General features: G+C 71.4%; 30 protein-coding genes and 2 tRNA genes. 17 read left to right on the top strand and 15 right to left on the bottom strand.

Features of this window, described 5'->3' with window-relative positions; all coding sequences use genetic code 11:
• The first annotated feature begins 13 nt into the window (after positions 1-13).
• The 4 genes from HUT10_RS26045 (at position 14) to HUT10_RS26030 (ending at position 4,016) form a co-directional block, all read left to right on the top strand.
• Complete coding sequence (locus HUT10_RS26045; RefSeq protein WP_176173605.1) at positions 14-1,993, top strand: acetoacetate--CoA ligase; 1,980 nt, start codon at positions 14-16, stop codon at positions 1,991-1,993.
• A gap of 37 nt (positions 1,994-2,030) precedes the next feature.
• Positions 2,031-3,746 (top strand): phosphatidylglycerol lysyltransferase domain-containing protein, encoded by a 1,716-nt coding sequence (locus HUT10_RS26040; RefSeq protein WP_176173604.1) that lies wholly within the window; start codon positions 2,031-2,033, stop codon positions 3,744-3,746.
• A 65-nt stretch (positions 3,747-3,811) separates the two neighbouring features.
• Positions 3,812-3,901: transfer RNA gene (locus HUT10_RS26035), tRNA-Ser, on the top strand.
• Positions 3,902-3,942: 41 nt separating this feature from the next.
• A tRNA-Arg gene (locus HUT10_RS26030) sits at positions 3,943-4,016 on the top strand.
• Positions 4,017-4,091: 75 nt separating this feature from the next.
• Here the strand turns inward: HUT10_RS26030 and HUT10_RS50120 are convergent.
• Positions 4,092-5,306 carry a cellulose binding domain-containing protein gene (locus tag HUT10_RS50120; protein ID WP_217709644.1) on the bottom strand — a complete coding sequence of 405 codons (1,215 nt, stop codon included), beginning with the start codon at positions 5,304-5,306 and terminating at the stop codon, positions 4,092-4,094.
• Between the two features lie 360 nt (positions 5,307-5,666).
• Between HUT10_RS50120 and HUT10_RS26020 the strand changes: the two genes are divergently transcribed.
• A complete protein-coding gene (locus HUT10_RS26020; protein ID WP_176173603.1) occupies positions 5,667-7,307 on the top strand; it encodes a glycosyl hydrolase family 18 protein in 1,641 nt (546 codons plus the stop codon).
• A complete protein-coding gene (locus tag HUT10_RS26015) occupies positions 7,304-8,659 on the top strand; it encodes a cellulose binding domain-containing protein (protein ID WP_176173602.1) in 1,356 nt (451 codons plus the stop codon). The genes HUT10_RS26020 and HUT10_RS26015 overlap by 4 nt, the downstream gene beginning before the upstream one ends.
• A gap of 53 nt (positions 8,660-8,712) precedes the next feature.
• On the opposite strand, the gene HUT10_RS26010 is transcribed toward HUT10_RS26015, so the two are convergent.
• The gene (locus HUT10_RS26010; RefSeq protein ID WP_176173601.1) at positions 8,713-10,014 is read right to left on the bottom strand and encodes an aspartate aminotransferase family protein; all 1,302 of its coding nucleotides are present in this window, start codon (positions 10,012-10,014) and stop codon (positions 8,713-8,715) included.
• Between the two features lie 86 nt (positions 10,015-10,100).
• On the opposite strand from HUT10_RS26010, the gene HUT10_RS26005 reads away from it, so the two are divergent.
• The gene (locus HUT10_RS26005; RefSeq protein WP_176173600.1) at positions 10,101-11,006 is read left to right on the top strand and encodes a LysR family transcriptional regulator; all 906 of its coding nucleotides are present in this window, start codon (positions 10,101-10,103) and stop codon (positions 11,004-11,006) included.
• On the opposite strand, the gene HUT10_RS26000 is transcribed toward HUT10_RS26005, so the two are convergent.
• Together HUT10_RS26000 and HUT10_RS25995 are read right to left on the bottom strand one after the other, a co-directional pair.
• Positions 10,984-11,451 carry a hydrogenase maturation protease gene (locus tag HUT10_RS26000; RefSeq protein ID WP_176173599.1) on the bottom strand — a complete coding sequence of 156 codons (468 nt, stop codon included), beginning with the start codon at positions 11,449-11,451 and terminating at the stop codon, positions 10,984-10,986. The genes HUT10_RS26005 and HUT10_RS26000 overlap by 23 nt on opposite strands.
• 58 nt (positions 11,452-11,509) lie before the next feature.
• Positions 11,510-12,553 (bottom strand): tetratricopeptide repeat protein, encoded by a 1,044-nt coding sequence (locus tag HUT10_RS25995; protein WP_176173598.1) that lies wholly within the window; start codon positions 12,551-12,553, stop codon positions 11,510-11,512.
• A gap of 178 nt (positions 12,554-12,731) precedes the next feature.
• On the opposite strand from HUT10_RS25995, the gene HUT10_RS25990 reads away from it, so the two are divergent.
• The 3 genes from HUT10_RS25990 (at position 12,732) to HUT10_RS25980 (ending at position 14,914) form a co-directional block, all read left to right on the top strand.
• The gene (locus HUT10_RS25990; RefSeq protein ID WP_176173597.1) at positions 12,732-13,403 is read left to right on the top strand and encodes an HNH endonuclease family protein; all 672 of its coding nucleotides are present in this window, start codon (positions 12,732-12,734) and stop codon (positions 13,401-13,403) included.
• Positions 13,404-13,413: 10 nt separating this feature from the next.
• Positions 13,414-14,052 (top strand): alpha/beta fold hydrolase, encoded by a 639-nt coding sequence (locus tag HUT10_RS25985; RefSeq protein WP_176173596.1) that lies wholly within the window; start codon positions 13,414-13,416, stop codon positions 14,050-14,052.
• A gap of 121 nt (positions 14,053-14,173) precedes the next feature.
• The gene (locus HUT10_RS25980) at positions 14,174-14,914 is read left to right on the top strand and encodes a 3D domain-containing protein (protein ID WP_176173595.1); all 741 of its coding nucleotides are present in this window, start codon (positions 14,174-14,176) and stop codon (positions 14,912-14,914) included.
• A gap of 78 nt (positions 14,915-14,992) precedes the next feature.
• Here HUT10_RS25980 and HUT10_RS25975 read toward each other — a convergent pair whose 3' ends face one another.
• Together HUT10_RS25975 and HUT10_RS25970 are read right to left on the bottom strand one after the other, a co-directional pair.
• Positions 14,993-15,631, bottom strand: a complete 639-nt coding sequence (locus tag HUT10_RS25975) for a nitroreductase family protein (protein WP_176173594.1) — start codon at positions 15,629-15,631, stop codon at positions 14,993-14,995.
• Positions 15,632-15,649: 18 nt separating this feature from the next.
• Positions 15,650-16,627, bottom strand: coding sequence for an aldo/keto reductase (locus tag HUT10_RS25970; RefSeq protein WP_176173593.1), 978 nt, complete (start codon positions 16,625-16,627; stop codon positions 15,650-15,652).
• A gap of 42 nt (positions 16,628-16,669) precedes the next feature.
• Here HUT10_RS25970 and HUT10_RS25965 point away from each other — a divergent pair, with 42 nt between their 5' ends.
• Positions 16,670-17,161, top strand: coding sequence for a MarR family winged helix-turn-helix transcriptional regulator (locus tag HUT10_RS25965; protein WP_176173592.1), 492 nt, complete (start codon positions 16,670-16,672; stop codon positions 17,159-17,161).
• A 1-nt stretch (position 17,162) separates the two neighbouring features.
• Here HUT10_RS25965 and HUT10_RS25960 read toward each other — a convergent pair whose 3' ends face one another.
• The 3 genes from HUT10_RS25960 to HUT10_RS25950 all read right to left on the bottom strand — a co-directional run bounded on the left by HUT10_RS25960 (position 17,163) and on the right by HUT10_RS25950 (position 18,837).
• Positions 17,163-17,582 (bottom strand): ATP-binding protein, encoded by a 420-nt coding sequence (locus HUT10_RS25960; RefSeq protein WP_176173591.1) that lies wholly within the window; start codon positions 17,580-17,582, stop codon positions 17,163-17,165.
• Positions 17,583-17,644: 62 nt separating this feature from the next.
• Entirely contained in the window at positions 17,645-18,424 is a 780-nt protein-coding gene (locus HUT10_RS25955; protein ID WP_176173590.1) for a SigB/SigF/SigG family RNA polymerase sigma factor, read from the bottom strand.
• Positions 18,421-18,837 (bottom strand): anti-sigma factor, encoded by a 417-nt coding sequence (locus HUT10_RS25950; protein WP_176173589.1) that lies wholly within the window; start codon positions 18,835-18,837, stop codon positions 18,421-18,423. The genes HUT10_RS25955 and HUT10_RS25950 overlap by 4 nt, the downstream gene beginning before the upstream one ends.
• A gap of 163 nt (positions 18,838-19,000) precedes the next feature.
• On the opposite strand from HUT10_RS25950, the gene HUT10_RS25945 reads away from it, so the two are divergent.
• The 3 genes from HUT10_RS25945 to HUT10_RS25935 all read left to right on the top strand — a co-directional run bounded on the left by HUT10_RS25945 (position 19,001) and on the right by HUT10_RS25935 (position 20,726).
• On the top strand, positions 19,001-19,309 hold the full coding sequence (locus tag HUT10_RS25945; RefSeq protein ID WP_176173588.1) for a WhiB family transcriptional regulator: 309 nt from the start codon (positions 19,001-19,003) through the stop codon (positions 19,307-19,309).
• A gap of 217 nt (positions 19,310-19,526) precedes the next feature.
• On the top strand, positions 19,527-19,880 hold the full coding sequence (locus HUT10_RS25940) for an STAS domain-containing protein (protein WP_003078104.1): 354 nt from the start codon (positions 19,527-19,529) through the stop codon (positions 19,878-19,880).
• A 57-nt stretch (positions 19,881-19,937) separates the two neighbouring features.
• Entirely contained in the window at positions 19,938-20,726 is a 789-nt protein-coding gene (locus HUT10_RS25935; protein WP_176173587.1) for a metal-dependent hydrolase, read from the top strand.
• On the opposite strand, the gene HUT10_RS51245 is transcribed toward HUT10_RS25935, so the two are convergent.
• Genes HUT10_RS51245 through HUT10_RS51235 form a run of 3 tightly spaced genes read right to left on the bottom strand, consistent with a single transcriptional unit; the run spans position 20,689 to position 21,244 of the window.
• On the bottom strand, positions 20,689-20,826 hold the full coding sequence (locus HUT10_RS51245; protein ID WP_254897037.1) for a hypothetical protein: 138 nt from the start codon (positions 20,824-20,826) through the stop codon (positions 20,689-20,691). The two genes, HUT10_RS25935 and HUT10_RS51245, sit on opposite strands and share 38 nt — an antisense overlap.
• The gene (locus tag HUT10_RS51240; protein WP_254897036.1) at positions 20,802-21,050 is read right to left on the bottom strand and encodes a nuclear transport factor 2 family protein; all 249 of its coding nucleotides are present in this window, start codon (positions 21,048-21,050) and stop codon (positions 20,802-20,804) included. Before HUT10_RS51240 ends, HUT10_RS51245 begins: the two co-directional genes overlap by 25 nt.
• A complete protein-coding gene (locus HUT10_RS51235; protein ID WP_254897035.1) occupies positions 21,047-21,244 on the bottom strand; it encodes a hypothetical protein in 198 nt (65 codons plus the stop codon). Before HUT10_RS51235 ends, HUT10_RS51240 begins: the two co-directional genes overlap by 4 nt.
• Positions 21,245-21,339: 95 nt before the next feature.
• On the opposite strand from HUT10_RS51235, the gene HUT10_RS25925 reads away from it, so the two are divergent.
• The gene (locus tag HUT10_RS25925; RefSeq protein WP_176173586.1) at positions 21,340-21,912 is read left to right on the top strand and encodes a TetR/AcrR family transcriptional regulator; all 573 of its coding nucleotides are present in this window, start codon (positions 21,340-21,342) and stop codon (positions 21,910-21,912) included.
• On the opposite strand, the gene HUT10_RS25920 is transcribed toward HUT10_RS25925, so the two are convergent.
• Positions 21,854-23,080, bottom strand: a complete 1,227-nt coding sequence (locus HUT10_RS25920; protein ID WP_176173585.1) for an MFS transporter — start codon at positions 23,078-23,080, stop codon at positions 21,854-21,856. The genes HUT10_RS25925 and HUT10_RS25920 overlap by 59 nt on opposite strands.
• 141 nt (positions 23,081-23,221) lie before the next feature.
• Here HUT10_RS25920 and HUT10_RS25915 point away from each other — a divergent pair, with 141 nt between their 5' ends.
• Both HUT10_RS25915 and HUT10_RS25910 read left to right on the top strand, forming a co-directional pair.
• Positions 23,222-23,545, top strand: a complete 324-nt coding sequence (locus HUT10_RS25915) for a hypothetical protein (RefSeq protein WP_176173584.1) — start codon at positions 23,222-23,224, stop codon at positions 23,543-23,545.
• Positions 23,546-23,585: 40 nt separating this feature from the next.
• Positions 23,586-24,053, top strand: coding sequence for a hypothetical protein (locus tag HUT10_RS25910; protein WP_176173583.1), 468 nt, complete (start codon positions 23,586-23,588; stop codon positions 24,051-24,053).
• Here HUT10_RS25910 and HUT10_RS25905 read toward each other — a convergent pair.
• Together HUT10_RS25905 and HUT10_RS25900 are read right to left on the bottom strand one after the other, a co-directional pair.
• A complete protein-coding gene (locus HUT10_RS25905) occupies positions 24,050-25,684 on the bottom strand; it encodes an ABC transporter permease (RefSeq protein WP_176173582.1) in 1,635 nt (544 codons plus the stop codon). The genes HUT10_RS25910 and HUT10_RS25905 overlap by 4 nt on opposite strands.
• A complete protein-coding gene (locus tag HUT10_RS25900; RefSeq protein WP_176173581.1) occupies positions 25,681-26,577 on the bottom strand; it encodes an ABC transporter ATP-binding protein in 897 nt (298 codons plus the stop codon). Before HUT10_RS25900 ends, HUT10_RS25905 begins: the two co-directional genes overlap by 4 nt.
• Positions 26,578-26,597: the final 20 nt, after the last annotated feature.

Here is a 26,597-nt window from a genome sequence, read left to right as displayed (position 1 = left end):
TTAGGCTCGGGGCGTGACGCACACCGCCGACGCCCCCGAAGTGCTCTGGCGCCCCGAGCCGGGCCACGTTGCCGACACCAAGATCGAAGCCTTCCGCCGGTGGCTGCGCGCCGAGCGCGGCGTCGAGGTGGACGACTACCGCGCGCTGCACGAGTTCTCGGTCGACCGCGGCCCGGACTTCTGGGCGGCGGTCGCGGACTTCCTCGGCGTCCGCTGGCACGACCAGCCCGGCGAGGTGCTCTCCGGCGAGATGCCGGACGCCGTCTGGTTCGAGGGCGGCACGCTCAACTACGCCGAGCACGCGCTCACCCCCGGCGTCGCGGGCGCGGTGAAGGCCGACGACGAGACGGCCGTGATCTTCCACCGCGAAGACGGCTTCGCGAGCCACCTGACGTACGGCCGGCTTCGCGCGCAGGTCGCCGCCGCCCGGGCCGCGCTGCTCGAACTCGGCGTCGGCAAGGGCGACCGGGTCGTCGCCCTCGCGCCGAACTGCCCGCAGACGCTGGTCGCGTTCCTCGCCGCGGCGAGCATCGGGGCGATCTGGTCGTCGTGCTCGCCGGACTTCGGCGTCCGCGCGGTCGCCGACCGGTTCGTCCAGATCGAGCCGAAGGTGCTCTTCGCGGTCAACGCCTACGCGTACAACGGCCGCCAGTTCGACATCCGGACGACGGTCGCCGACCTGCAGGCGCAGCTGCCGTCGCTGGCCGCGACCGTGCTCGTCGAGTACGTCGGCGAGGGCCGGATGGACGGCGCTCTCGACTGGGACGAGCTGCTCGCGAAGCACGAAGGCGCGCCGCTGCTGTTCGAGCCGGTCGAGTTCGCGCACCCGCTGTGGGTGCTCTACTCGTCGGGCACCACCGGCCTGCCGAAGGGCATCGTGCACGGCCACGGCGGCATCACGCTGGAGCACCTCAAGGCGCTGGCGCTGCAGACCGACCTCGGCCCCGGCGACCGGTTCTTCTGGTTCAGCACCACCGGCTGGATGATGTGGAACTTCCTCATCTCCGGCCTGCTGGTCGGCACGACGATCGTGCTCTACGACGGCAGCCCGGGCTTCCCGGACCTGAACGCGCTCTGGCACCTGGCCGAGCAGCACCGCGTCACCTACTTCGGCACGTCGGCGCCGTTCATCCAGAGCTGCCTCAAGGCCGGCATCAAGCCCGCGGGGCGCTACGACCTCTCCGGCCTGCGCGCGCTGGGCTCCACGGGCGCGCCGTTGAGCGTCGAGGGCTTCCGGTGGATCGTCGACGAGGTCGGGAAGGACGTGCAGATCTGCTCGGTCTCCGGTGGCACCGACCTGTGCGCGGCCTTCGTCGCGTCGGCGCCCGACGTGCCGGTCTGGCTCGGTGAGCTGTCCTGCCCGGCGCTGGGGGCCGCGGTCAACGCGTTCGACGAAGCCGGCAACGCCGTCGTCGAGGAGGTCGGCGAGCTGGTCATCACCAAGCCGATGCCGTCGATGCCGGTGTTCTTCTGGAACGACCCCGACGGCTCGCGGCTGCGTGAGGCCTACTTCGAGATGTACCCCGGGCTGTGGCGGCACGGGGACTGGATCCGGATCACGAACCGCGGCTCGGCGGTGATCTACGGCCGCAGCGACTCGACGCTCAACCGCGGCGGCGTCCGGATGGGCACGGCGGAGTTCTACCGGGTCGTCGAGGGCTACGACGAGATCGCGGATTCCCTGGTCGTGGACACCTCGGCGGCCGGGAACGAGGACGGGCAGCTGATCTGTTTCGTGGTGCTGGCCGGTGGTGTCGCGCTCGAAGACGTCGAGCCGCGGCTGCGCAAGGAGCTCCGTAGCGCGCTGTCACCGCGCCATGTACCCGATCGGTTCGTCGTGGTTTCCGAGATACCTCGTACCTTGAACGGTAAGAAGTGTGAGGTACCGGTGAAGAAGATCCTCGCCGGTGTGGCTCCTGACCGGGCCGTCAGCCGCGATGCGCTGGCCAACCCGGCGGCGCTCGCGCCGTTCGTGGAGCTCGCCGGGGGGTAGATGGGGGAAGCATGATCAGCCACGCTGGGTTGAACGGGTGGTGACGGGGACACGCGCGCAGATCACCTGGAAGGTGGCGGGAGCCACCACCGTGGGGGTGATCACCTGGGTGACCCGGCTGGCCGGGCTGCTGACCGTGGGCTCGATCCTGGTCCCGGCCGGCCGGCGCAGCCTGCGCGGGCACCTGGCCGAGTGGCTGGAGCTGCCGCAGGAGGCAACGGTCGCGGCGGCGACCGTTGCCCTGGTCATGGGCGTCCTGCTGGTGCTGCTGGCCGCGGGGCTCCGGCGCCGCAAGCGCCGGGCCTGGCAGCTGGCCGTTGGCGCGACCGTGCTGCTCACCATGTCGCACCTGGGGCTGAAGCACGTCTTCGGCGCCGGCCTGGTGTCGGTGCTGCTGCTGATCGGCCTGATCGCCAACCGGCGCTACTTCGTCGCGAAGCCGGACCCGGTGGTCGGGCGCTGGCGGGCGGTGCGCGTGTTCGTCCAGCTGGCGCTGGCCGGCTTCGTGATCAACGTCATCCTGCTCTCCGTTGCGCCGCGCGCGGCGCTGGAGCCGATGGGGTTCGGCGACCGGCTCGCGGAGTCGGCGCTCGCGCTGGTCGCGGCCAGCGGGCCCGCCGTGTTCCACCAGATGTGGCTGGAGGACCTCACCGCCGCCGTCGGCGCGCTGTTCGGCCTCGCCGCGGTGCTTGTGTCGGCGTACTTCCTGCTGCGCTCGGCCGAGCCGGCGCCACGGCTGACCGACGAGGAGGTCGCGCGGCTGCGCCGGCTGCTGGACGAGCACGGAGAGCGTGACTCGCTCGGCTACTTCGCGCTGCGACGGGACAAGTTCGCGGTGTTCTCGAAGACGGGCAAGGCGGCGGTCACCTACCGCGTGATCGCCGGGGTCGCGCTGTGCTCGGCCGACCCGCTCGGCGACCACGAGGCCTGGCCGGGCGCGATCGAGGAGTACCTGGAGGTCTGCCGGAGGAACGGCTGGACGCCGGCGGCGATGGGCGTCTCCGAGCTCGGCGCGACGGTGTGGGCCCGGTTCGGCCTGGAGGTCCTGGAGATCGGCGACGAGGCGGTCGTCGACGCGGCGGGGTTCACGTTGGACGGCCGCACCATGCGCGGCGTCCGCCAGGCGGCGTCCCGCACCAAGCGCGCGGGCTACAAGGTGCTGGTGCGCCGGGCCGAGGACCTGCGCCCGGGTGAGCTGGCCGAGCTGGAGGTGCTGGCGGCCAACTGGCGCGGCACGGACACCGAGCGCGGCTTCTCGATGGCACTCGGCCGCATGGGCGACCCGGGCTCGGTGCTGGTGACGGCCGAGCAGGGCGGGCGCGTCCGCGGCGTGCTCCAGTTCGTGCCGTGGGGGACGAAGGGCCTGTCGCTGGACGTCATGCGCCGCGACCGCGCGGCCGACAACGGCGTCAACGAGCTGATGATCTCGGAGCTCCTCCTGGCGGCGGGCCGCCACGGCGTCGAGCAGGTGTCCCTGAACTTCGCGGCGTTCCGCGCCCTGATGGAACAGGGCCGCCGCATCGGCGCGGGCCCGGTCGCCCGCATGTCGGCGAAGGTGCTGCACTTCTTCTCGCGCTGGATCCAGATCGAGACGCTCTACCGGTTCAACGCGAAGTTCCAGCCGCGCTGGGTACCGAGGTACCTGGTGTACCCGGGGGTGCGCGAACTCCCCCGGGTGGGCATCGCGACGTTCGAGGCCGAGGGCCTCGGCGGCCGCTCCCCGCGCCTGCTCAGGCTGCTGCAGCGGGCATAAGGGGGGCCGCGTTCGGGGGTGATCCGGGGGTGTGTAACCTATCTGAGCAGTGGTCGTTGGGCCCAGGAGGCTTCGCCTAGTCTGGTCTATGGCGCCGCACTGCTAATGCGGTTGGGGGTAACCCCCCCTCCCGGGTTCAAATCCCGGAGCCTCCGCTGGTACCCGGTTCGCCGGGTGCTAGGTTACAACTGAACACGCGCCCGTAGCTCAGCTGGATAGAGCATCTGACTACGGATCAGAAGGTCAGGGGTTCGAATCCCTTCGGGCGCACGTCTGGTTGAGACAGCAGTACAAGGAACCCCCTGGAAACAGGGGGTTCCTTGCTGTTCCGGCCCTTTGCGGCCCTCAGAAGTTCTTCTTGGACACCGTCCACGGGTACCGGGACGCGAGTCCGGACGGGTCAAGGATGTAGGTGCGGGCCGTGGCGTTGCCGTTGAGCACCATGTCCAGGAACTGGACGACCGTGGTCATGCCGTCGGTCAGCTGGCTCCCGGTGATGAAGCCGACGTGCCCGGCCTGCGGGTGCACCGCCAGCACGGCGGGAACGGTCACCAGGTCGTAGTTGGCGCGGGTGTTGTCGTAGGCGATGTCGGACGGACCGCCGGCCATGAACAACGTCGGTGTGTGGAGGCGGGCGAGCTCGGCTCTCGAATAGCCGAAGGAGCCGTCTGCGAAGAAGCCGCTATCGAGCGAGACGGCGGCGGAGACCCGGCTGTCCTGCGCGGCGACCAAGGCCTCGATGCCGCCGCAGGAGTGGCCCGCGGTGGCCACCTTCGTCAGGTCGAGCCGCTGCGACAGCGGTGCCCCGGACCGGTTCTGCTCCCGCTCCGCCCACGTGATCGCCCCGGTCAGCAGGGACGGGATGGGGGAGCCGCTCGGCACGCCGTTGGCCGAACCGTTCGCCGATCCGGTGTCCACCACCACGAAGCCCTTCGACGCGATGAACGTCAACGCGCGGGTGACCTCGCTGTTGTCCGTGTGCGCGCAGGCGCCGTTGCCGAACGCCAGCACCGGCATCGGCGCGCCCACCGCCTGCGGGTTCGACGGCCGGAACACGGTGTACCGGTTGTCGCCGTACGCGGCCTCCCGGGTGACCGGGAAGTTGTTGTTCACCGCGGGTTCGCCGCCCGCCGGTGGGTTCGGCACCGAGCCGGTGCACGCGACGCCGTTGAGCGTGAACGCCGACGGGGCGGCCGAGCTGCCGCTGGACGTGGCGTTGAAGCCGAAGGAAACCGTTCCGCCCGTGGCGACGGCGCCGTTCCACGACGCGTTGGTCACCGACACCTGGGCGCCCGACTGGGTGTGGGTCCCGTTCCACAGCTGCGTGATCCGCTCGTCGCCGGAGAACGTCCACGTCAGCTGCCAGCCGTTCACCGGGCTGCCGAGGTTCGTCACCGTCACGGCGGCGCCGAACCCGCCCTGCCACTGGGAACCGATCGCGTAGTCGACCCGGCATCCGCCCGCGGCCGCTGCCGTGCCGGTCACGGCGGGCGCGGTCGTCACCGCCATGGCCGCCACGACGGCCATCGTCCGCCGGACCCGGGAATTCGTTGCGCGCAAGATGATCTCCTCTTCGCTGAGTGACCGGCCATCTTGGGAGCGCTCCCAGTTGCCGCTCCGACTGTGGACTCTTTGCGGTACGCCCGTCAAGCAATGTGTCTGGTGACCCGCTGGTTTCACTCGGTTGGGCCAGACCGCGTCCGGTCCTGGATCGCGCAGGATCCACTGCTCTGCGTAACCGGTCTGGACCAGTAAGCCGCGTGCACGAGGACTGGTCCTGACCCGTTATCACTCTTCGTGGTGACACTTCCGTAATTGGTCTGGACCACGTACCGTTTGCGCAAACGGCGCAAAACACCGCCCTGGTCCCCGCCGGCGGTGTGGGTTTCCGCCACCCTGCACCTGGCTCAAGGGAGAGCGATGTCCAGAAAGAGATGGCACCTCCTCGGTCTCTTCACCGCGGTCGGCGCGCTCGCGGTCGGCCTCGTCACCGTGCCGGCCAACGCCGCCGGCGGCGTCAGCGCCACCTTCAGCAAGGGCTCCGACTGGGGCACCGGCTACGAGGGCAAGTACACGATCAACAACGGCTCCGGCTCGACGCTGCCGACCTGGACCGTCGAGTTCGACCTGCCGAGCGGCGCGAAGATCTCGTCGCTCTGGGACGGCAGCTACACCGCGTCCGGCCAGCACGTCACCGTCAAGAACAGCTGGAACGGCAACGTCGGCAACGGCGGAACCGCCAGCTTCGGCTTCAACGTCGCCTACTCCGGCACCTACTCGGCCCCGGCGAACTGCAAGCTGAACGGCGGTTCGTGCGACGCCGGCGGCGGTACCCCGACCACCACGCCGACGACCCCGACCCAGCCGACCACCACCCCGACGACGCCGACGACGACGCCGACCACGCCCACCACCCCGACGACCACCACGCCGCCCCCGCCGGGCGGGCTGAAGAACGTCGGCTACTTCGTGCAGTGGGGCGTCTACGGCCGCAACTACCACGTCAAGAACATCGAGACGTCGGGTTCGGCCAGCAAGCTGACCCACATCAACTACGCGTTCGGCAACGTCAAGAACGGGCAGTGCACCGCGAACGACGACCCGTACGCCGACTACCAGAAGACCTACGACGCCGCGGGCAGCGTCGACGGGGTCGCCGACACCTGGGACCAGCCGGTCGCGGGCAACTTCAACCAGCTGCGCAAGCTGAAGAAGCTGCACCCGGGCCTCAAGGTCATCTGGTCGTTCGGCGGCTGGACCTACTCGGGTGGCTTCGGCCAGGCCTCGCAGAACGCGGCCGCCTTCGCGCAGTCCTGCTACAACCTCCTGAAGGACCCGCGCTGGGCCGACATCTGGGACGGCATCGACATCGACTGGGAGTACCCCAACGCCTGCGGCCTGTCCTGTGACACCAGCGGTGCCGCGGCCTACAAGAACCTGATGTCCGCGCTGCGGGCCAAGTTCGGCTCGTCGTTCCTCATCACCTCGGCCATCACCGCGGACGGCAGCAGCGGCGGCAAGCTCGACGTCGCCGACTACGGCGGCGCCGCGCAGTACGTCGACTGGTACAACGTGATGACCTACGACTACTTCGGTGCCTGGGCCGCGCAGGGTCCGACGGCCCCGCACTCGCCGCTGACCAACTTCACCGGCATCCCGACCCCGGGCTTCTACTCCGACGCGGCGATCCAGAAGCTGAAGAGCAAGGGCGTCCCGTCGAGCAAGCTGCTGCTGGGCATCGGTTTCTACGGCCGCGGCTGGACCGGCGTCACGCAGGACGCGCCGGGCGGCACGGCGACCGGCCCCGCGCCGGGCACGTACGAGCAGGGCATCGAGGACTACAAGGTCCTCAAGAACACCTGCCCGTCGACCGGCACCTTCGCCGGCACCGCGTACGCCAAGTGCGGCAGCAACTGGTGGAGCTACGACACCCCGGCGACGATCAACGGCAAGATGTCCTACGCCAAGCAGCAGGGTCTCGGCGGCGCCTTCTTCTGGGAGCTGACCGGTGACACCACGGGCGGCGAGCTCATCACCGCGATGAAGAACGGCCTGTCGTGAGCCGCCGGTGGTTGCCCGCACTCGGGCTGGCGGCCGCGGCCGCCACGATCGGCGCGATGTTCGTGATCGCGCCGGCGAACGCGGCGGGTGGCGTGTCCGCGACCTTCTCGAAGGGCTCCGACTGGGGCACCGGGTACGAGGGCAAGTACACGATCGCCAACGGCTCGGGCTCGACGCTCGCCACCTGGACCGTCGAGTTCGACCTGCCTTCCGGGGCGAAGATCTCGTCGCTGTGGGACGGCAGCTACACGGCGTCCGGCCAGCACGTCACGGTGAAGAACACCTGGAACGGCAACGTCGCCAACGGCGGTAGCGCCAGTTTCGGGTTCAACGTGGCGTACTCCGGCTCGTACGCCGCGCCGTCGAACTGCAAGCTGAACGGGGGTTCGTGCGCCGCCGGGGGCACACCCCCCACGACCACGACGCCTCCTACGACGACGACCCCGCCGACGACGACCACCACCACGCCGCCGCCGGCGGGTGGCCGGGGTGCGCCCTACCTGTACATGGGCTGGGGCAGCCCGCCGAACCCGCAGACGGTGATGTCCGCGACCGGGATCAAGTGGTTCACCATGGCGTTCATCAACGCCTCCGGTGGCTGCAACCCGGCGTGGGACAGCAGCCGTCCGCTGTCGGGCAGCGCCGACGCCACCGCGATCTCGCAGATCAAGGCGGCGGGCGGCCAGGTCGTCCCGTCGTTCGGCGGCTGGAGCGGCAACAAGCTGGGCCCGAACTGCTCGACGCCTGCCGCGCTGGCCGGCGCGTACCAGCAGGTCATCAACGCCTACGGGCTGAAGGCGATCGACATCGACATCGAGAACTCCGACGAGTTCGAGAACGAGGCCGTGCAGGACCGCATCCTGAACGCGCTGAAGATCGTCAAGCAGAACAACCCGGGGATCCAGACGATCCTGACCTTCGGCACGTCGACGACCGGCCCGAACTACTACGGGAACCGGCTCATCGACCAGTCGAAGGCGCTGGGCGCGAACGTGGACGTGTACACGATCATGCCGTTCGACTTCGGCGGCGGCGCGAACATGTACAACAGCACGGTGAGCGCGGCGAACGGCCTGCGCGACAAGCTGAAGTCGACGTTCGGGTGGTCGGACGCCACGGCGTACGCCCACCTCGGCATCTCGGGCATGAACGGCCTGTCCGACCAGCAGGAGCTGACGGACCTGTCGACCTGGACCCAGATCACCAACTGGGCCAAGTCGAACAAGATCGCCCGCCTGGCGTTCTGGTCGGTCAACCGCGACCGGGGCTGCCCCGGCGGCGGCGTCCAGTCGGCGTGCAGCGGCATCGCCCAGAACGACTGGGACTTCACCAAGGTGACAGCGGGCTTCTGACGCTGTCGTGAACGGCCTCCTTGCCGGCTCCCCGGGCCGGCAAGGAGGCCCTTTCACATCAGCTTGACGGCGTCGCCGATCGCTTGGTCCAAAATGGACAATCCTAGGGCGATCTCCTCTTCGGATGCCGTCAGCGGCGGCGCGATCCGGAACACCCCGCCCATCCCGGGCAGCTGCACGATGTTCATGTGCAGCCCCAGTTCGAGGCAGCGCCGGGTGACGCGCGCGCCCAGCTCGTCGGAACTCCGCTTGGTCTTCCGGTCCACCACCAGTTCCACCCCGGCCAGCAGGCCGCGGCCGCGGATGTCGCCGACGACCTCGTGCCGGTACGCGAGCTGCTCGAGGCCGTGGCGCAGCACCGAGCCGAGCTGCAGCGCCCGCTCGTCGAGGTGGTCGCGGGCCAGCACGTCCAGCACCGTGTTGCCGACCGCCGCCGGGAGCGGGTCCGACACGTGCGTCGTGAAGAACAGGAACCCGCGGTCGTGGGCCTCCTGCTCGATGGCCGCGCTCGTCACCACCGCGGCCAGCGGCAGGCCCGCGCCGAGCGTCTTCGACAGCGTCAGGATGTCCGGGACGACGCCGTCGCGCTCGAACGCGTACCAGTTCCCGGTGCGGCACAACCCGGTCTGGGCTTCGTCGAGGATCAGCAGCATCCCGCGCTCACGGCACTTCTCGGCCAGTGCGGCGAAGTAGCCGGGCGGGGGCTCGATGATCCCGCCCGAGCTGAGGATCGGCTCGGCCAGGAACGCGGCCAGGCTGCCCACCGACTGCGCGTCGATCAGCTCGAACCCGAAGTCCAGCTGGCGGCGCCAATCCAGCTCGCCGGCCGCGTCGGTGAAGTCCGGCCGGTACGCGTTCGGCGCCGGGATGGCGAAGTTGCCGGGCGCGGCCGGTCCGTACCCGCGACGGCCCGCGCTGTAGGTCGCGCTCGCCGCCGCCTGCGTCATGCCGTGCCAGGAGCGGGCGAACGAGACGATCTCGTGCCGTCCCGTGACCAGCTTGGCCATCCGGACGGCGGCCTCGTTCGACTCGGCGCCCGTGGTGAGCAGCAGCGCCTTCTCCAGCGGTGACGGCAGCGTCTCGGCCAGCCGCCGAGCCAGGTCGACGACCGGGCGGCTCAGCATGCCGCTGAACAGGTGGTCGAGCCGGCCCACCTGCCGCCGGACGGTCTCGACGATCTCCGGGTGCGCGTGCCCGAGGATCGCGCTCATCTGGCCGGAGGTGAAGTCCAGGATCCGGCGGCCGTCCTCGGTGAAGACGAAACTGCCCTCGGCGTGGTCGATGATCTCGCGGGTGAAGGCGCCGCCGTACCGCACGAGGTGCCGGTCGACGTCGGCCCAGAAGGAGTCAGCCATGGCTTCGACGCTAGGTCGCGGCGAGCGACACGTCCATCTCACAATTCCGGCTTCCCTGTTCGGTTCTGCCGAACAACAATGACGGCATGCTGAACCCGTGGCGCCTGCGGCTGCTGAGCAAGCTCGACACCCTCGGCACCGTCCGCGCGGTGGCGCAGGACGCCAACCTGAGCGCGTCCAGCGTGTCGCAGCAGCTGGCCGTCCTCGAAGCGGAAACCCGAACCCAGCTGCTGGAACGCACCGGCCGTCGGGTCCGGCTCACCCCGGCGGGCCTGATGCTGGCCCGCCGCGCGCGGGTGATCCTCGACCACATGGAGACGGTCGAGGCGGAGCTGCGCAGCCTGAACGAGGAGCCGGCCGGCCTGGTCCGGCTCGGCGCGTTCCAGAGCGCCATCCACACCCTCGCCGTCCCGGCGGTGAGCAGGCTGGCGCACCCGGACCTCGAGGTCCAGCTCCTGGAGCTGGAGCCACACGAGAGCATCCCGGCCCTGCGCGGCGGCGACGCCGACGTCATCATCACCACGACCGACTTCGTCGAGCTGCCCCTGGGCCCCGACCTCGACATCGTCCCGCTGGCCACGGACCCGATCGTGCTGGTGACACCGCCGGACGCACCCCGCGGCCCGGCCGTCCTGTCGGCGTACGCGAACGAGCCGTGGGCGCTGGACATGCCGCAGTCGTACATGGCGAACCTGACGCTGCGCTTGTGCCGCGAGTCGGGCTTCGAGCCGCGGGTGGTGTGCCGCTTCAGCAACTACCTGATGACGCTGCAGCACGTCGAAGCCGGCTTGGCGATCGCACTGCTCCCCGGGCTGGCGGTCGACCGCCACTACCGCGTGGCGACGCGCGAGCTGGCCACCCCGGTGACCCGCACGATCGCGGCGGTGGTCCGGAGCGGAACCCCGCTGCGCGCGGGCGTGAACGTGGTGCTGGAAGCCCTGCGGCAGCTGCCGGAGCTGCCGGAACTGGTCAGACTTCCGTCTTCTCCCTGACCGGCAGCTCCGGGTTCGCGCCCCACGCCAGTTCGGTGACCACCCGCACCGCCGCCGGGACGGCCGCGCGGACCTCCGGTGACAGCCCTATCCCGCCGTCGACGCACGCCGGTTCGCAGCTGAAGACCAGTACGCGGCCCGCGTCGCCGCCCAGGAGGCGCAGCAGGCGGACCACCGCGTCGCCCGGGAGGTCGTGCGTGTCGGTTGCCGACGTCAGGGACAGCGTTCCCGGGCGGACGCCGTGCGGGGTCGCGTCCAGGAGGATCGTCGTGTCGTAGCCGCCGGTCAGGTCGTACGCCAGGTGGACCGTGGCGATGTCGTAGTCGGCGATCTGCACCCACGGTGGCAGACCAGCCCGGTCCAGTTCCCGGAGCACTTCGACGCCGAAGCCGTCGTCGTGCAGGAAGACGTTGCCGATGCTCGCGACCAGGACTCGTGGCCTCATTGCGCAACCTCCTGGGGTGCGCCTTCAGGCTAGAACTGTGAAGTGGATCACACAATAGCTAGTGTTGGTGCTCCCGCTCGTCCTGCGCGGTTTCCGCGCGCGCGAGCCACAACTCGGCTTCGTGGGCAGCTCCCCGGGCCCGCAGCATCCGCGCCAGGCTGAGCATCCCCTGGACGTCGCCGGTCTCGGCGGCGCGGCGGAACCACTGCTCGGCCTGCGCCAGGTCCTCGCGGTGCTCGGCGAGGTGACCGAGGTTGGTCAGTGCCGGGACGCTCCCGTGCTCCGCGGCCTTGCGGTACCAGGCCGCCGCTTCGCCCTCGTCCCCGCGGTTGCGGGCCAGCACGCCCAGGTTGGTCATCGCCGCCGGGTCGCCGCGCTCGGCTGCGTCGAGGTACCAGCTCTCCGCCTCTTCGACGTCGCCGCGGCGGTGCAGCAGCAGCCCGAGCCGGGTGATCGCCTCGACGTGGCCGCCGCCCGCGCCCCGGCGGTACCACGATTCGGCGTCGCTCGGCCGGCCGAGGCGCTCGGCCTGCCTGCCGAGCTGGCAGGTGGCCGAGAGGTCGCCGGCCTGGACCGCGGAGCGCCACCAGCGCGCCGCCTCGGCCGCCTGGCCGCGGTCGCGCAGCACGATGCCCAGGTCGATCATCGCGCCGGTGAAGCCGGCCTCGGCGGACTGCCGCAGCCACGACTCGGCCTCTTCGTTCTTCCCCTCTTCACGCAGCAGGCGCCCGAGCGCGGCCATCGAGGGCAGGTCGCCGGTCCGGGCCGCCTCGCCGTACCAGTGCCGGGCGTCCTCGCGCTTGCCGCGCCGCTCGTAGGACTTGGCCAGGTACTGCATCCCGTGCGGCTCGCCGGCCAGCGCCGCTTCGTGGTACCAGCGCTCGGCCTCGTCCAGTACCCCGCGGTCGGCGAGCAGGTGGGCCAGCGCCGTCATCGAGACGCGGTCGCCGCCCATCGCGGCCTTGCGGTACCACGATTCGGCCTCGGCCAGCTCGCCGCGCTCGCGCATGGCCAAGCCCATCCGGGCCATGGCGACGACGTTGCCGCCTTCCGCGGCTTTGCGCTGGAAGAACTCGTCGAACTTCTTGAGCCGGCCGGGCATCGGCTGCTCCCTCCGGATGGGTCCTGCTCCGGTAGTCGCAGAAGATCGGCTCCGTGTGACAGCTCCGCCGTGGGTGGGCGACGTCACATTCGCGCCAGGTCGTCGTGTCGGCGCGGTTGTCCCGGGCCGGCAGAGGTGAGACTACGCCGCGCGACCGCGCAGGTGAGAGGAGAAAATCGTGGCGGCCCGGGGCTTTCGGCTGAGCGTGACGCAGCGAACTCTGCTGGTAATCGTGGTGCTCGCCGTCGCGCTCTTCGGGTACTGGGCGACGAGGGGCGCGGGCGCGACCCCGTCGACCTCGGGGGCGCCGGTACCGGTCAGTGCGGCCGACGCCCAGAAGCAGCTCGACGAGCTGACCATCGCCGCGAGGACCTCGATGGACGGCTACTCGCGCGAGAAGTTCCCGCACTGGGACAGCCAGGGGGCCGGCTGCGACACCCGCGAAGTCGTCCTCAAGCGCGACGGCAAGGACGTCAAGACGGACAAGGACTGCAAAGCGCTGTCCGGCACCTGGACCAGCGTCTACGACGACGAGACCTGGACCAAGCCGACCGACCTCGACATCGACCACATGGTCCCGCTCGGGCAGGCGTGGGCGAGCGGCGCGAAGTCGTGGACGACCGAGAAGCGCGAGCAGTTCGCCAACGACCTGACCCGGCCGCAGCTGTTCGCCGTCACCGACAACGTCAACCAGCAGAAGAGTGACAAGGCGCCCGACCAGTGGAAGCCGCCGCTGGTCGCCTTCTGGTGCACCTACGCGACCGACTGGATCGTCGTGAAGCACTACTACGGGCTGACGATCACGCAGGCCGAGAAGACCGCCTTGACCGACATGCTGCGCCGCTGCTGAGCTGGCCCGCGTGACGACTTTCGCGCTGATCCACGGGGGCGGCGGCAGCGGCTGGGACTTCCACCTGCTCATCCCGGAGCTCGAGGCCCGCGGCCACGACGCCGTCGCCCCGGACCTGCCGATCACCGACCGCACGGCCGGGCTGGCGGAGTTCACCGGCACGGTCCTGGCCGCGCTGGGCGACCGCACGGACGTCGCCGTCGTCGGCCATTCGTACGGCGGGTTCACCGCGCCGCTGGTCGCGGCGAAGGTCCGGGCGCGGCTGCTGGTGTACCTGGCCGGGATGGTCCCGGCGCCGGGGGAGCAGCCGGGGCAGTGGTGGGGCAACACCGGCTTCGCATCGCCGAAGGGCCTGACCGAGACCGAGCAGTTCTTCAACGGCGTCCCGGCGGAACTCGCCGAAGCGTGCCAGGCGCACGGGCGCGAGCAGGTCAGCAAGGAGTGGGACGAACCGTGGCCGCTCCTGGCCCACCCCGACGTCCCGACCAAGGTGCTCCTCGCCCGCGACGACCGGTTCTTCGTCCCGGACTTCCAGCGGCGGGTGGCCCGCGAGCGGCTCGGCATCGAGCCCGACGAGCTCGACGGCCCGCACTGCGTGCCGCTCAGCCACCCGGCCGCGCTGGCCGACCGGCTGGTGAGCTACCTCTGACTGCGCCGATCGGCGCTTAAAGGTCTAGACCTATTGACTGTGTGGTCCAGGCCACTTACGGTCTTGACCAGCGGCGAACCCGCTCGCGTCACCTCCACCCGGTCCCCACCACGGAGGTCTTATGCGCTTCGCACCCGTCTTCGTGCTGGCGGCGCTCGCTGCCGGTCTCTTCGCCGCCCCCGCGGCTTCGGCCGCCACCCTGCCCGCCTGCCAGCACTTCTACCCCGGCCCGATCCCGGACCGCCCGGTCACCGGCGGGCACGGCCCCGGCACGCTCGTCGGCGCCGTGGACGTGAGCAACCGCCTGCCCGCACCCGGCTCGGTCAGCGGGGGACTGGGCAGCGACGGCAAGGTCACCTTCACCTTCGCCAGGGTCGCCGGCGCGAAGGCCTACCGGGCTTTCCGCAACGGTCAAGCCCTGCAGTGGATCAGCGACTGGGGCCAGCCGACGCTGACCGTCACCGACGCCAGTCCCTGCCAGAACGCGAACTACCAGCTGTACGCGATGACGGCGGAGGACAACTCCCCGGGTTCACTCGGCCGGATCTCCACGGCCTACCGCCTCGACGGCGCGAACCGGCTCGCCGGCTACCGCATCCCGGCGGGCACCACGCTGAACTACCGCGTCACGTCCTACAACGACGTCGCCCAGACGGCGCTGGGCTACCAGGCCGGGCCGGGTTTCTGCGCGGTCGACGCCCGGATCATCCCGTGGGGCACCCGGTTCTCCGTCCCCGGCTACGGCGAGTGCTACGCGGCGGACATCGGCAGCTGGATCAAGGACGACATCGTCGATGTCTGGCTGCCCGGAGGCCAGGCCGACGCCTGGGGCATCCAGCGACTGACCCTCACCGTGCGGTAGGCCACCTGACCGCCGAAAGGCCGTGACGGCCTCCTTGCCGACGTCCCCCAACTGCCCCGGCAAGGAGGTCTTCGCGGGTCACCAGCGGTCGAGGTGCAGGACCTCCTCGAGCGGCTGCCGCGCGGCCGGCTTGAACGTGTCGCCCGTGTAGAACGCCGTCGGGATCAACGCCGCTTGGTGCACGTTCTTCGGCAGCTCCAGCACCTCCGCCGCCTCCAGCTCGTACTTCAGGTGCAGCGTCGTCCACGCCGTCCCCAGCGTCACCGAGCGCGCCGCGAGCATGTAGCTCCACGCCGCCGGGAGCAGCGAGGCCCACAGGCCCGCCTGGTTGCCCGGCGGCAGCTCCGGCGAGTCCGTCTCCAGGCAGGGGACCACGAGCACCGGCACGTCACCCATCCGGTCGGCGAGGTAGGCGACGCTGTCGCCGACGCGCTGCTGCACCTTCGACCGCTCGGGGTCGTCGGCGAACAGCTTGCCCGCCGCCCGCGACGACTCCAGGTACTCCTGGCACGCCCGGCGGTAGATGCCGCCGAGCGCGGCGCGCTGCCCGGCGTCGGTGATGACCAGCCACTGCCACCGCTGCGTGTTCGAACCGCTCGGCGCCTGGAGCGCGACCTGGATGCAGTGCTTGACCAGGTCGAGCGGCACCGGCCGCTCGAGGTCGAGGCGCTTGCGGACGGTCCGGGTGGTGGTCAGCAGCTCTTCGGGCGTCATCATCGGCCCATCATGCCGGGCTCACCAGCGATCGTGCACCAGCGGCCGGATGAGCTCGTCGTAGGTTTCGCGGACGCCGGCCAGCGCCTCCGGGGTCAACGGCGGGAGCGCCGCCGCCGCGGTGTTCGCCGAGGCCTGCGCAGCGTTGCGGGCACCCGGGATCACCGTGCTGACGCCCGGCTGGTCGATGATCCAGCGCAGCGCGAACTGGGCGAGCGTCTGGCCGGACGGCACCAGCCCGCGCAGCCGCTCGACGGCCTCCAGGCCGACCTCGTACGGCACGCCGGAGAAGGTCTCGCCGACGTCGAACGCTTCGCCGTGGCGGTTGTAGTTGCGGTGGTCGTTCTCGGCGAACGTCGTCTGCGCGGTGTAGCGGCCGGACAGCAGGCCGGACGCCAGCGGCACCCGCGCGATGATCCCGGCACCCGCTTCGGCCGCCGCGGGCAGCACGCGCTCCAGCGGCTTGAGGCGCAGGCAGTTCAGGATGATCTGGACGGAAGCCACGTGCGGCCGGGCCAGCGCGGTCAGCGCCTCGTCGGCGGTCTCGACGCTGACGCCGTAGGCCTTGATGCGGCCTTCCTCGACCATCTCGTCGAGGGCGTCGTACACCGCGTCGGAGGAGTACACCGGCGTCGGCGGGCAGTGCAGCTGGACCAGGTCGAGCGTGTCGACGCCGAGGTTGCGGCGCGACCGGTCGTTCCACTCGCGGAAGTTCGCGGCGACGTAGTTCTCCGGCACCTGCTCGACCCGGCGGCCCATCTTGGTGGCCACGAAGACGTCCCCGCGCTCGGCGAGGAACCGGCCGACCAGCCGCTCGCTGCGGCCGTCGCCGTAGACGTCGGCGGTGTCGAAGAAGGTGACACCGTTGTCGGCGGCCGCGTGCAGCACGCCCAGCGCGTCGTTCTCGTCGACCTCGCCCCAGTCCGCCCCGAGCTGCCAGCAGCCGAGCCCGACGACGGACACCTCGCGGCCCAGGCGGGCGATCTTCCGGTTCTCCATGTCGCGATCCAAGCACACGCCCGGCGCCTATGATTCGCCGTCATGGCCATGACATCCGGTCCGGACGGGCTGGGGACCCGGATGCGACACGTCCTCGAGATCTTCGAGACCGACATCGCGAAGTTCCTCGCCGACATCGGCCTCGACGACTACCGCCCGCGGTACTCCCCGGTGGTGCGGGCGCTGCTCGGGCGCGGCCCGCTCGCCATCCGCGACCTGGCCGCGGAGATCGGCGTGACGCACTCGGCGGCCAGCCAGACCGTCGCGCAGATGAACCGGGCCGGGCTCGTCGCCCTCGAACCGGGCGCGGACGCCCGGCAGCGCATCGTGTCGCTCACCGAGAAGACGCACGGCCTGCTGCCGCTGATCGAGGCGGAGTGGACGGCGACGACCGAGGCGTCCGAGGCGCTGGAGGCCGAGCTGCCCTACCCGCTGCGCGGGGTGCTGGCGGCGATCGTCGAGGCGCTGGAGCGGAAGCCGTTCCGGCAGCGGATCGCGGAGACCGCCGCCGCCCGGGAGCTGCTGGAGCGCTGACTCAGGCGTCCGGCAGCTGGAAGACGGCCCAGACGTACTTGCCGCCGGGGCACCGCTCGAAGCCCCAGTCCACCGAAAGCGCCTGGACCAGGACGAGCCCGCGGCTGCGGGCCTCGGCCGGCGACGGCGCCCGCAGCTCGGGCAGCCGCCCGCCGGTGTCGTGCACCCGCAGCGTCAGCCGGCCCCCGGCGTACTCCATCTCCAGCCGCTGGGGCCGCTCACCGTGCTCGAAGGCGTTGGTGACCAGCTCCGAGGTCGCCAGCAGGACGTCGTCGAGCTGCCGTTCCCGGACGCCGAGCCGCAGCAGCGCCGTCCGGACCTCGTGCCGGGCGATCGCCGGCGCGGTGACGTCGTCCGGGAGGAGCACCCTCAGCGGGGCGGCGGCCGCGGCGGTGCGCTGCGGCATCTTCGACGTCGTCATCCGGTCCCCCTCCCAGTGAGTTCGGTCCTGCCCGCCAAGTACCCAGGTGCCGGATGGCCTAATCAGGTGCCGTCGGCCAGCTCGGATTCGTCCAGCCCGGACCGCAGTTTCTTCAGCGTCGAGGCCAGCAGCCGCGACACCTGCATCTGCGACACCCCGACACGGCGGGCGATGTCGGACTGGCTCATCCCCGAGCCGAACCGCAGCGCGACGATCTTGCGCTCCCGCTCCGGCAGGCTCTCCAGCATCGGGCGCAGCGCCTCGCGCAGCTCGGCCTGGCCCAGCTCGGCGTCGGGCGCCCCGAACCGGGTGTGCGCCGCGTTCTCCAGCAGGTGGTCCAGCGACGCGCCGTAGCGGCCCTGGCCGGCGCGGAGACCCTCGTAGACGTCCTCGATGGGCACCCCGAGCCGCGCGGCGATCTCACTGGGCTTCGGGGCCCGCGAGAGCTGCACGGTGAGCTCTTCGCGCGCGGCGGAGATGTTCGCGTTCAGCTCCTTGAGCCGCCGCGGCACCCGCACCGACCAGCTGTTGTCCCGGAAGTGGTGCCGCAGTTCACCGGAGATGGTGGGCACCGCGAAGGCCAGGAAGTCCGTCCCCTGCGCGGGGTCGAACCGGTCGACGGCGTGGATCAGCCCGACCGTGGCGATCTGGACCAGGTCCTCCATCGCCTCGTCGCGGTTGCGGAACTTCCGGGCGAGGTTGCGCGCCAGCTCCAGGTGCGCGCGCACGAGGGTGTCGCGGACGCGTTCGCGCTCCGGCGAGTCCGCGGGCAGCTCGGCAAGACGGTTGAACAGCGCGCCGACGTCGAGGTCGTCCCCGCTGCTCCCGGCGGGATCGCTCACGAGTCCGCCGCCTGGCTCTCCCGGACGAGGTCCACCCGGGACACGTAACGTCCGTTCTCCGGCGTGATCGTGCGCTCGGCCGACGTCGCGAGCGCGGTCAGCAGCTGCCACGACAGGCCGGCGTCGTCCTCGTGGTCGGCGCTGTCGGACAGCACCGACACCGAAACCTCGATGCGCGGCCCGCTCCAGGAGAAGACACACGTCAGGCGGCCGTCCGCGCTGGCGGGGAGCAGCAGCGAGCAGGCTTCGTCCACCGCCATCCGCAGATCCTCGACGGCGTCGAGGTCGAAGTCCTGGCGCATCGCGATGTCGGCCACGATGGTCCGGAGCGTGGGCACGACGTGCGGGATCGCTGCCGTCCGCACCTCGATGACCTGCGCGCCTTCCGGGACGAGCGGGGCGTTGTCCTCCACGTTTGTTCCTTTCTCCGCACTCGCGCTGCCGGGGATCGGCGGTCTCTGCCACGCCCGGTCAGCGAGATGCCCGTGGGGTGAGCAAACCAAACCCGGGTTTGATCCGCTCCACCGGCGGGCATGTAGCGGTCGACGTGCTGATCCTGGGAAAGGCGGGGACGACATGGCTGACGTGAGCCGGCTGCCCAACGTGGTTGCTGAAGAGTGGGACTGGCAGCTGCACGGCTCGTGCCGGGGTGCGGACAGCAGCCTGTTCTTCCACACGGACAACGAGCGGGGTTCGGCGCGGGAGCGGCGGGAGGCGCGGGCCAAAGCGATCTGCCAGTCGTGCCCGGTCCTGGCCCAGTGCCGCACGCACGCGATGACCGTACAGGAGCCGTACGGCATCTGGGGCGGCCTCGGCGAGATCGAGCGGCGGCAGCTCTTCCTGCGCCAGCGCAGGGCGGCGCGGAAGACCATGAGTGCGCACTGAGCAGAGCGCTGAGCAGGCAGGATTTGATCGCGGGTGAGCAGTACACGCGAAAGGACGGCGGCCGTGGCGGGCGCGGCCGCTTCCTGGGTTAGGGTTGGCCCCGGAGTTGCCTTGACCGTGCCCGGCGCGAGCTTGGGAAGGCACGGTGACACGGTTGCCGCTTGAAACAACAGGCGCGTACCCGGCGCAGGAGCAGCGCCTGACGAGGAGAAACTGCATGCCCGCAGCCGACCAGAACGCCACCCCGCCCGGGTTCGGCATCACGCTGGACACCGACGCGACGGAACCCCGGGTGGTGGTCACCGGCGAGCTCGACCTGCTCACCAGCCCGCAGCTGCAGGAGGCCCTCGCGGGGCTGATCGCGGACAAGCGCGCGCAGCGGGTCGTGGCCGATCTGACCGGGGTGACCTTCTTCGATTCCTCCGCGCTGAACGTGGTGCTCCGCGCACAACGCCAGGCCGGCGAGCAGGACGTCGAACTCGCGGTCGTCCCGAGCCCCGCGGTGAGCCGCGTGATCGAGCTCACCGGCGTGGCCGAACACCTGAGCGTGTCGGAAGACCCCCAAGCCTGACCGCCCGCTACGGTTCCGCGGACCGATTTTTCCGCGTGGACCTGGGGGCGCACGATGATGGGGCGGACGCATGCCCTGACCGGCTGGTGCGCGGGCTTGGCCCTGGCGCCCGCGGTGGGGGCGGGTTCGGTGCACCAAGCGGTCGTCTTCGCGGCGACCACGGCGGGGTTCGCCCTGCTGCCCGACCTCGACCACCCCGGAGCGAGCGCGTCCCGCCTGCTCGGCTGGCTGACGGGCGCCCTGTCCTGGGTGCTCCGCCGCGTCTCGGCCGGCTTCTACGCGCTGACGAAGGGCCCGCGGGACGAGAAGGTCTCCGGCAAGCACCGCCACCTCTCCCACACGGTCCTCTTCGCGGCCGGCCTCGGCCTGCTGACGTCGTGGGGCACGACCGAAGGCGGCCCGTGGGCGGTCGTCGGCGTCGTGGTCTTCGGGCTGATGCTGGCCGAAGGCGCACTGGGCGACTGGCTCCTCCCGGTCAGCGGAGCCGCGGTGGCCTGGTGGTTCTTCACCGCCCCGCCCGACCGCGCGGGTGAGCTGGCGGCCATTTCGGGCTGGCTCGGCATCGCGGTGGCGGCCGGCTGCCTCACCCACTGCCTGGGTGACGCCCTGACCGAAGCCGGCTGCCCGTTCCTCTTCCCGATCCCGATCGCGGGCGAGACGTGGTACGAGATCCGGCCGCCGCGCGTACTGCGCTTCCGGACCGGCAAGAAGGTCGAGAAGCGGCTCATCTTCCCGGTGTTCGCACTGCTCGGCGTGCTGCTGGTGCCGGGGGTCTGGGGTCACACGGTGAGCACGTTCGAGCGGTTGTTCATCCCTCCGGCGTCCCAGCGGGCAACGACTCCGTGAACCGCCGGATCCGCTCGGCGGCCGCGGCGGTGTCCGCGTAGTCGCGGGAGTGCACGATCCGGCCGTCCTCGATCGTCAGCACCATGACGTAGGAGGCCACGAAGCTCTCAGTTCTTCGCGGCCCTTCGTCACCCGGGGGACGCCTGCCGGGGTGAACGGCATCTCGATGGTGACGTCTTCGGCGTAGAGGTCGGCGAGGTCGTCCCACCGGTTCTCCACGGAGGCGGCGAGGAACCGGTCGAACACGGCACGCGTGAGCTCCGAAGCGGCGGAAACGTTCGGGTAGTCGCGGTACGAGGTGATCTCGCCGTCCGCGACGGTCACAGGCCGGCCGCCCGCGCCCGGTCGCCGCCGGCCGTCAGCTCCGCCACCACGGCCTCGCGGCCTTCGATCCGCCGGCCGAGGAAGGGCACCTCGAACACGGCGTCGGCGGCGAAGAGGGCGGCGAACGGCGTGACGTCCAAAGCGGACATTCCCGTTCGGACGGCGGTGGCGATTTCGGGCACGGTGGGCGGCATCGGAATGCTCCTGCGAGACTGGGCGTTGAATCGGAACGGTGGGCCCGCTTAGGACGATACGGAGCTCCCGCTCCGGTTGTCAACGAGGAGACGTGATGGAGAAGATGCGCGCCGACGCGCGGCGCAACCGCGCCAAGGTGCTGGCTGCCGCCGAGGAGGCCTTCGCCCTCGATGGCCTGGCCGTTCCGCTCGACGACATCGCGCGGCTCGCCGGTGTCGGGGCCGGGACCGTCTACCGGCACTTCCCCAGCAAGGAGGCCCTCTTCCAGGCCGTCGTGCTCGAGCGGATCCAGCAGTTCGCCGAGGAGGCCCGCGCGCTCGCCGGAGCCGAAGATCCCGGCGCGGTGTTCATCGACTACTTCGTCCGCGTCATCAAACAGGCGTCACTGAACCGGGCGATCTGCGACGCCTTGGCCGAGTCGAGCGGGCACGCCTTCAAGGCCGGCGCGGGTGACGAGTTCCGCGCCGCGCTGGCCGAGCTGCTCGCCCGCGCCCAAGCGGCCGGCGCAATCCGCCGCGACATCGACGGCGACGACCTGCGGGCGCTCATCGTCGGCTGCCTCGCCGTCGAGCGGTACGCGCCGGGCAGCGCGCACCTGGTCCGGGTGGTCATCGACGGCCTGAAGGCGTCAGGTCCCGCAGCTTCCGCAGCGGCGACCACACCATGATCGCCGCCGACGCCAGCACGCCGGCCGCCGCGACGTGCAGCGTCGGCCGCATGCCGAGCACGCCGACCAGAGTGCCGCCGAGCAGGCTGCCGAGCGGGGCCACGCCGAACACCAGCGTCTGGGAGATGGCGTTGACCCGGCCCAGCAGCTCCGGCGGCGTGACGGCCTGCTGGAAGCTCACGCCGAACACGCTCAGCACGATGACGCTGTAGCTGGTGAAGAACCCGGCCACGACGTAGCAGGCGAGGGCCCAGCCGCGGCCGGTGAACGGGTAGAGCTGGTAGGCCAGGCCGAACAGGACCGCCGCGCCCCACAGGGCCCGCGCCTGGCCGACCCGTTCGCCGAGCAGGCGCGCGGTGAGCCCGGCGGTGAGGGCGCCGGTCAGCGACGCGGTGCCGAGCACCCCGATCACCCACGCCGAGAGCCCGAGGTCGCGGGCCAGGAAGACGACCACGATCGCCAGGTGGGCCGACTGGAAGAAGCTCGACACCGCCCCGTGGGCGCTGATCGCCAGCAGGACGCGGTCGCCGCGAACCAGCCGCAACCCCTCACCGATCTCGCGCAGCAGCCGCCGCTCACGCGGCTCGGGCCGCACGTCGGGCGTCTCGATGCGGCGCAGCCAGAGGGCCGACCACAGGTAGCTGGCGGCGTCGACGGCCAGCGCGGCGGCCGTGCCGAGCGCCTGCACGACCAGCCCGGCCAGCCCCGGGCCGGCGACCGCCGCCGTCGACCGGTTCGTCTGCAGCCGGGTGTTGGCTTCCGGCAGCTGCCCGCGCGGCACCAGCCGCGGGACGTACGTCTGGTGGGCGACGTCGAAGAAGACGCCGAGCACGCCGACGGCGAAGACCACCGCGAGCAGCTGGGCCATCCCGAGCACGCCGAACAGCGCGGCGACCGGCACCGAAGCGATCAGCACGGCCCGCCCCGCGTCGGCTGCGATGAGCACCGGGCGGTGGCGGATCCGGTCGCACCAGGCGCCGACCTGCAGGCCGAGCACCAGGTACGGCAGCGTCTGCGCGGTCCGCAGCAGGGAGACCTCGAAGACCGGCGCGCCGAGCGCGGTGACGGCGAGCAGCGGCACCGCCAGCACGTCGATCCGGCTGCCGAGCTGACTCACCAGGTCGGCGAGCCAAAGGCGCCGGAAGTCCCGGTTGCTCAGTACCCCCATGGTTCCAAGCTGGCACATGCGCGCACCCGACGCAAGAAAATTGAGTCTTATCCGCTCCAGGTGCACGTCGGGTAACAAGACGTAAGATCAACGCGAGTTAGTCCTCGAACCTGCGCTGCGCGTGGCGAGGGGGTGCCCGGGATGAGTGGCCGACCTACCTGGGGCTCCGCCGCGGTCACCGGGCTCGCGGGGTTCGCCACCGGACTACTGGTGGCCGCCCTGCTGGTGGCCGGACGGCCCGCGGCGCCGCGCCCCGCCGAAATCACCGTGCCGCCGACCAGGACCGTTTCCGCCGTGCCCGTCACCGTGACCTCGGTCGAGACGCCGGCCACCGTCACCTCGGTCGAGACGCCGTCGCCCACGACCACGACCAGCGTCGTCGAGGTCACCGTTCCGCCGACCACCTCGGCCACGCCGACCTCGCCGACCCCGACCTTCCCGCCGACTTCGATCTGGCGTGACTGAGGCGGTGCAACCCGGCGGCCACCGGTCCCGTCTGGTCGGCATGCGCCACGTACTGGGGATCGCCGTGTTCGCCGCCGTGACGGCCGGGTGCACCGGGCCGGAGATCGCCTGCACGGCGATCGGGTTCCCGATCGGCATCGGCCTGTCGATCCCGGCGCCGGCCGGCATCTCGAAAGCGACGCTCGAGGCCTGCTGGCGCGGCCAGTGCGTCACCCGCGACGTCGGCCTCCACCCCGAGACGTCGGCGGGCGCGACGACCTGCACGGGCACCGGCCCGGACAGCTCGTGCGGCACGTCGATGGTCCCGACCGGCGGGCTCCACGGCTTCGCGGACGTCCCCGGCCTGCCCGCCGAGCCGGTCGAAGTCACCGTCCGGTTCGACGACGGGAAGCCGCACACCATCGAGGTCACGCCGGCGATGAGCGAGCCGAACGGCCCCGGTTGCGGGAAGGCGGGCCCGCAGGCGCAGCTCGTGGCCGGTCGCGACCACGAGCTGCGTGCGCGTTAGCCGACGTCCCGGCGCCGCCAGCCGGCCAGGCCGGCGACCAGCGCGACGACGGTGACCGCCAGCAGCCAGACCAACGGCGTCGCGGTGAACTCCTGGCCCGGGAGCTTCGGCGGGTGCTGGAACGGCGAGACGTCCAGCACCACCTGCGGCAGGTCGACGATCGGGCCGAACAGGCTCACCAGCAGGGCCAGCGCCCCGATCGCCCACGCCGCGGCCGAGAAGCCCGGCAGCAGCCCGAAGATCGCCACCGCCAGCGCGACCACCACCCAGGCCGCGGGCAGCTGGACCAGCATCCCGGCGAGGGTGTCCGCGAGCGAGCCGCCGACGTCGCCGGTGCGCAGCCCGTTGGCCAGCCCCATGAACACCCCGCCGGACAGCAGCAGCGCCGCCGTGCCGAAGAAGGCGAACACCAGGTGGCTGCCCGCCCAGCGCAGCCTGCCGACACTGGTGGCCAGCACCGGCTCGAGCCGGAGCGCGGTCTCCTCGCCGCGCATCCGCAGCACCGCCTGGACGCCGTACAGCGACGCCACCATGGCGAACATCCCGGCCATCGCGGCGAGGAACGCCTGCGTCAGCGCGTGGCTGCCGCCCAGCCGTTCGAAGATCTGCTGCGCCTGCGGGCTCGACCCGACGAGCCCGCCGATGCCGCTGGCGATCGAGCCGAACACCGCGCCGACCACCGCCGTGCCGATGATCCAGCCGAGCAGCGGTCCCCGGTGCAGCCGCCAGGCGAGCGCGAGCGGCGTGCGCAGGCCCGCCGCGGCCCGCGCCGGGCCCGGCCGCGGCGGCAGGATCCCGACGCCGACGTCGCGGCGGGGCAGCAGCCAGTAGCCCGCCGCGCCGGCGACCAGCGCCAGTGCCGCCGGCAGCACGAGCACCCACCAGCGTTCCCCGGCGAACGCCCTGATCTGCTGCACCCAGCCGATCGGCGACAGCCAGGACAGCCAGCGAGCGTCCACAGTGGAGTCCCCGGCGCCGCGCAGCAGGAAGGCGGCGCCGACCACGGCGGTGCCGATGCCGTTGGCCGTCCGGGAGTATTCGGCCAGCTGGACGGCGATCGCCGCGACTCCGGTGAAGACCAGGCCCACCAGTGCTTCCGACGCGCCGAAGGCGACCGAGCCGGCGGCGGGCAGGCCGGCGCCGATCAGCGTGACCGCCTGGACCAGCCCGGTCAGCACGCTCGCGCCGCCGGCCACCAGCAGCGCGGCCGTCAGCGCCGCGTACCGCCCGACCACCGCGGAGCCGAGCAGTTCGGCGCGCCCGGTGTCCTCCTCGGCGCGGGTGTGCCGGGTGACCGTGAAGACCACCATCAGCCCGGTGAGCAGGGCCAGGAACCCGCACATGCGCCAGGCGATGAACCCGCCGGCCGTGGTCAGGTCGAACGGCGGGCCGTAGAGCAGCGCGTAGGACGGGTTGGCGCTGGCGCCCGCCTGCAGGGCGAGCCGGTCGGCGACGGTCGGGTAGAACTGCGTGAACGTGTTGACCGAGCTCGCCGGGACGACGCTGAGCAGCACGATCCAGATCGGCAGGATCACCCGGTCGCGGCGCAGCGCGAGCCGGGTGAGGTGCCAGGTGCCCGCCAGCTCGTGGGCAGGCGCCACCACGGCCGGGCGGTCCAGCGTCGCGGTCATTTCGCGCCCGCTTCGGTCGTGTAGTGGCGCAGGAAGAGTTCCTCCAGCGTCGGCGGCTGGCTGACCAGGCTGCGGACGCCGACCTCGGTCAGCTGCCGCAGGGCTTCGTCGAGCGAGCGCGTTTCGACGTCGAAGCGGACGCGGTTGCCGTCGACCTTGAGGTCGTGGATGTTCGCCAGCTTCGTGAGCCCGTTCGGCGGCCCGGCGAGCTCGGCGGTGATCGACGTCCGGGTCAGGTGCCGCAGCTCGGCGAGGGTGCCGGACTCGACCGTCTTGCCGTTGCGGATGATGCTGACCTTGTCGCACAGCGCCTCGACCTCGGCGAGGATGTGGCTGGAGAGCAGCACCGTGCGGCCCTGCTCGCGCTCCTCCTGGATGGCGTACTGGAACGTCGCCTCCATCAGCGGGTCGAGGCCGGACGTCGGCTCGTCGAGGATCAGCAGGTCGACCCGCGAGGCCAGCGCCGCGACGATGGCGACCTTCTGCCGGTTGCCCTTCGAGTACGTCCGCCCCTTCTTCTTCGGGTCGAGGTCGAACCGCTCGATCAGGTCGGCGCGGCGCTTCTCGTCGAGGCCGCCGCGCAGGCGCCCGAGCAGGTCGATCACCTCGCCGCCGGAGAGGTTGGGCCAGAGGTTGACGTCGCCGGGCACGTAGGCCAGGCGGCGGTGCAGGCTCGCGGCGTCCTTCCAGGGATCGCCGCCGAGCAGCCGGACGTCCCCCGAATCCGCGTGGAGCAGGCCGAGCAGGACCCGGACGGTCGTCGACTTCCCGGCGCCGTTCGGGCCGAGGAAGCCGTGCACCTCCCCAGCGGGCACCTGCAGGTCGAGGCCGTCGAGGGCCTTCGTCCGGCCGAACGACTTGTGCAGGTCGATGACCGAAATGGCGTTTTCCATGGTTCGGAAGCTACACTTGC

Source organism: Amycolatopsis sp. Hca4, assembly GCF_013364075.1.
In the GTDB taxonomy this organism is placed as follows: Bacteria; Actinomycetota; Actinomycetes; order Mycobacteriales; family Pseudonocardiaceae; genus Amycolatopsis.
The sequence above is the reverse complement of the archived record's forward strand: the minus strand, read 5'-3'. Positions and strand labels throughout refer to the sequence as shown.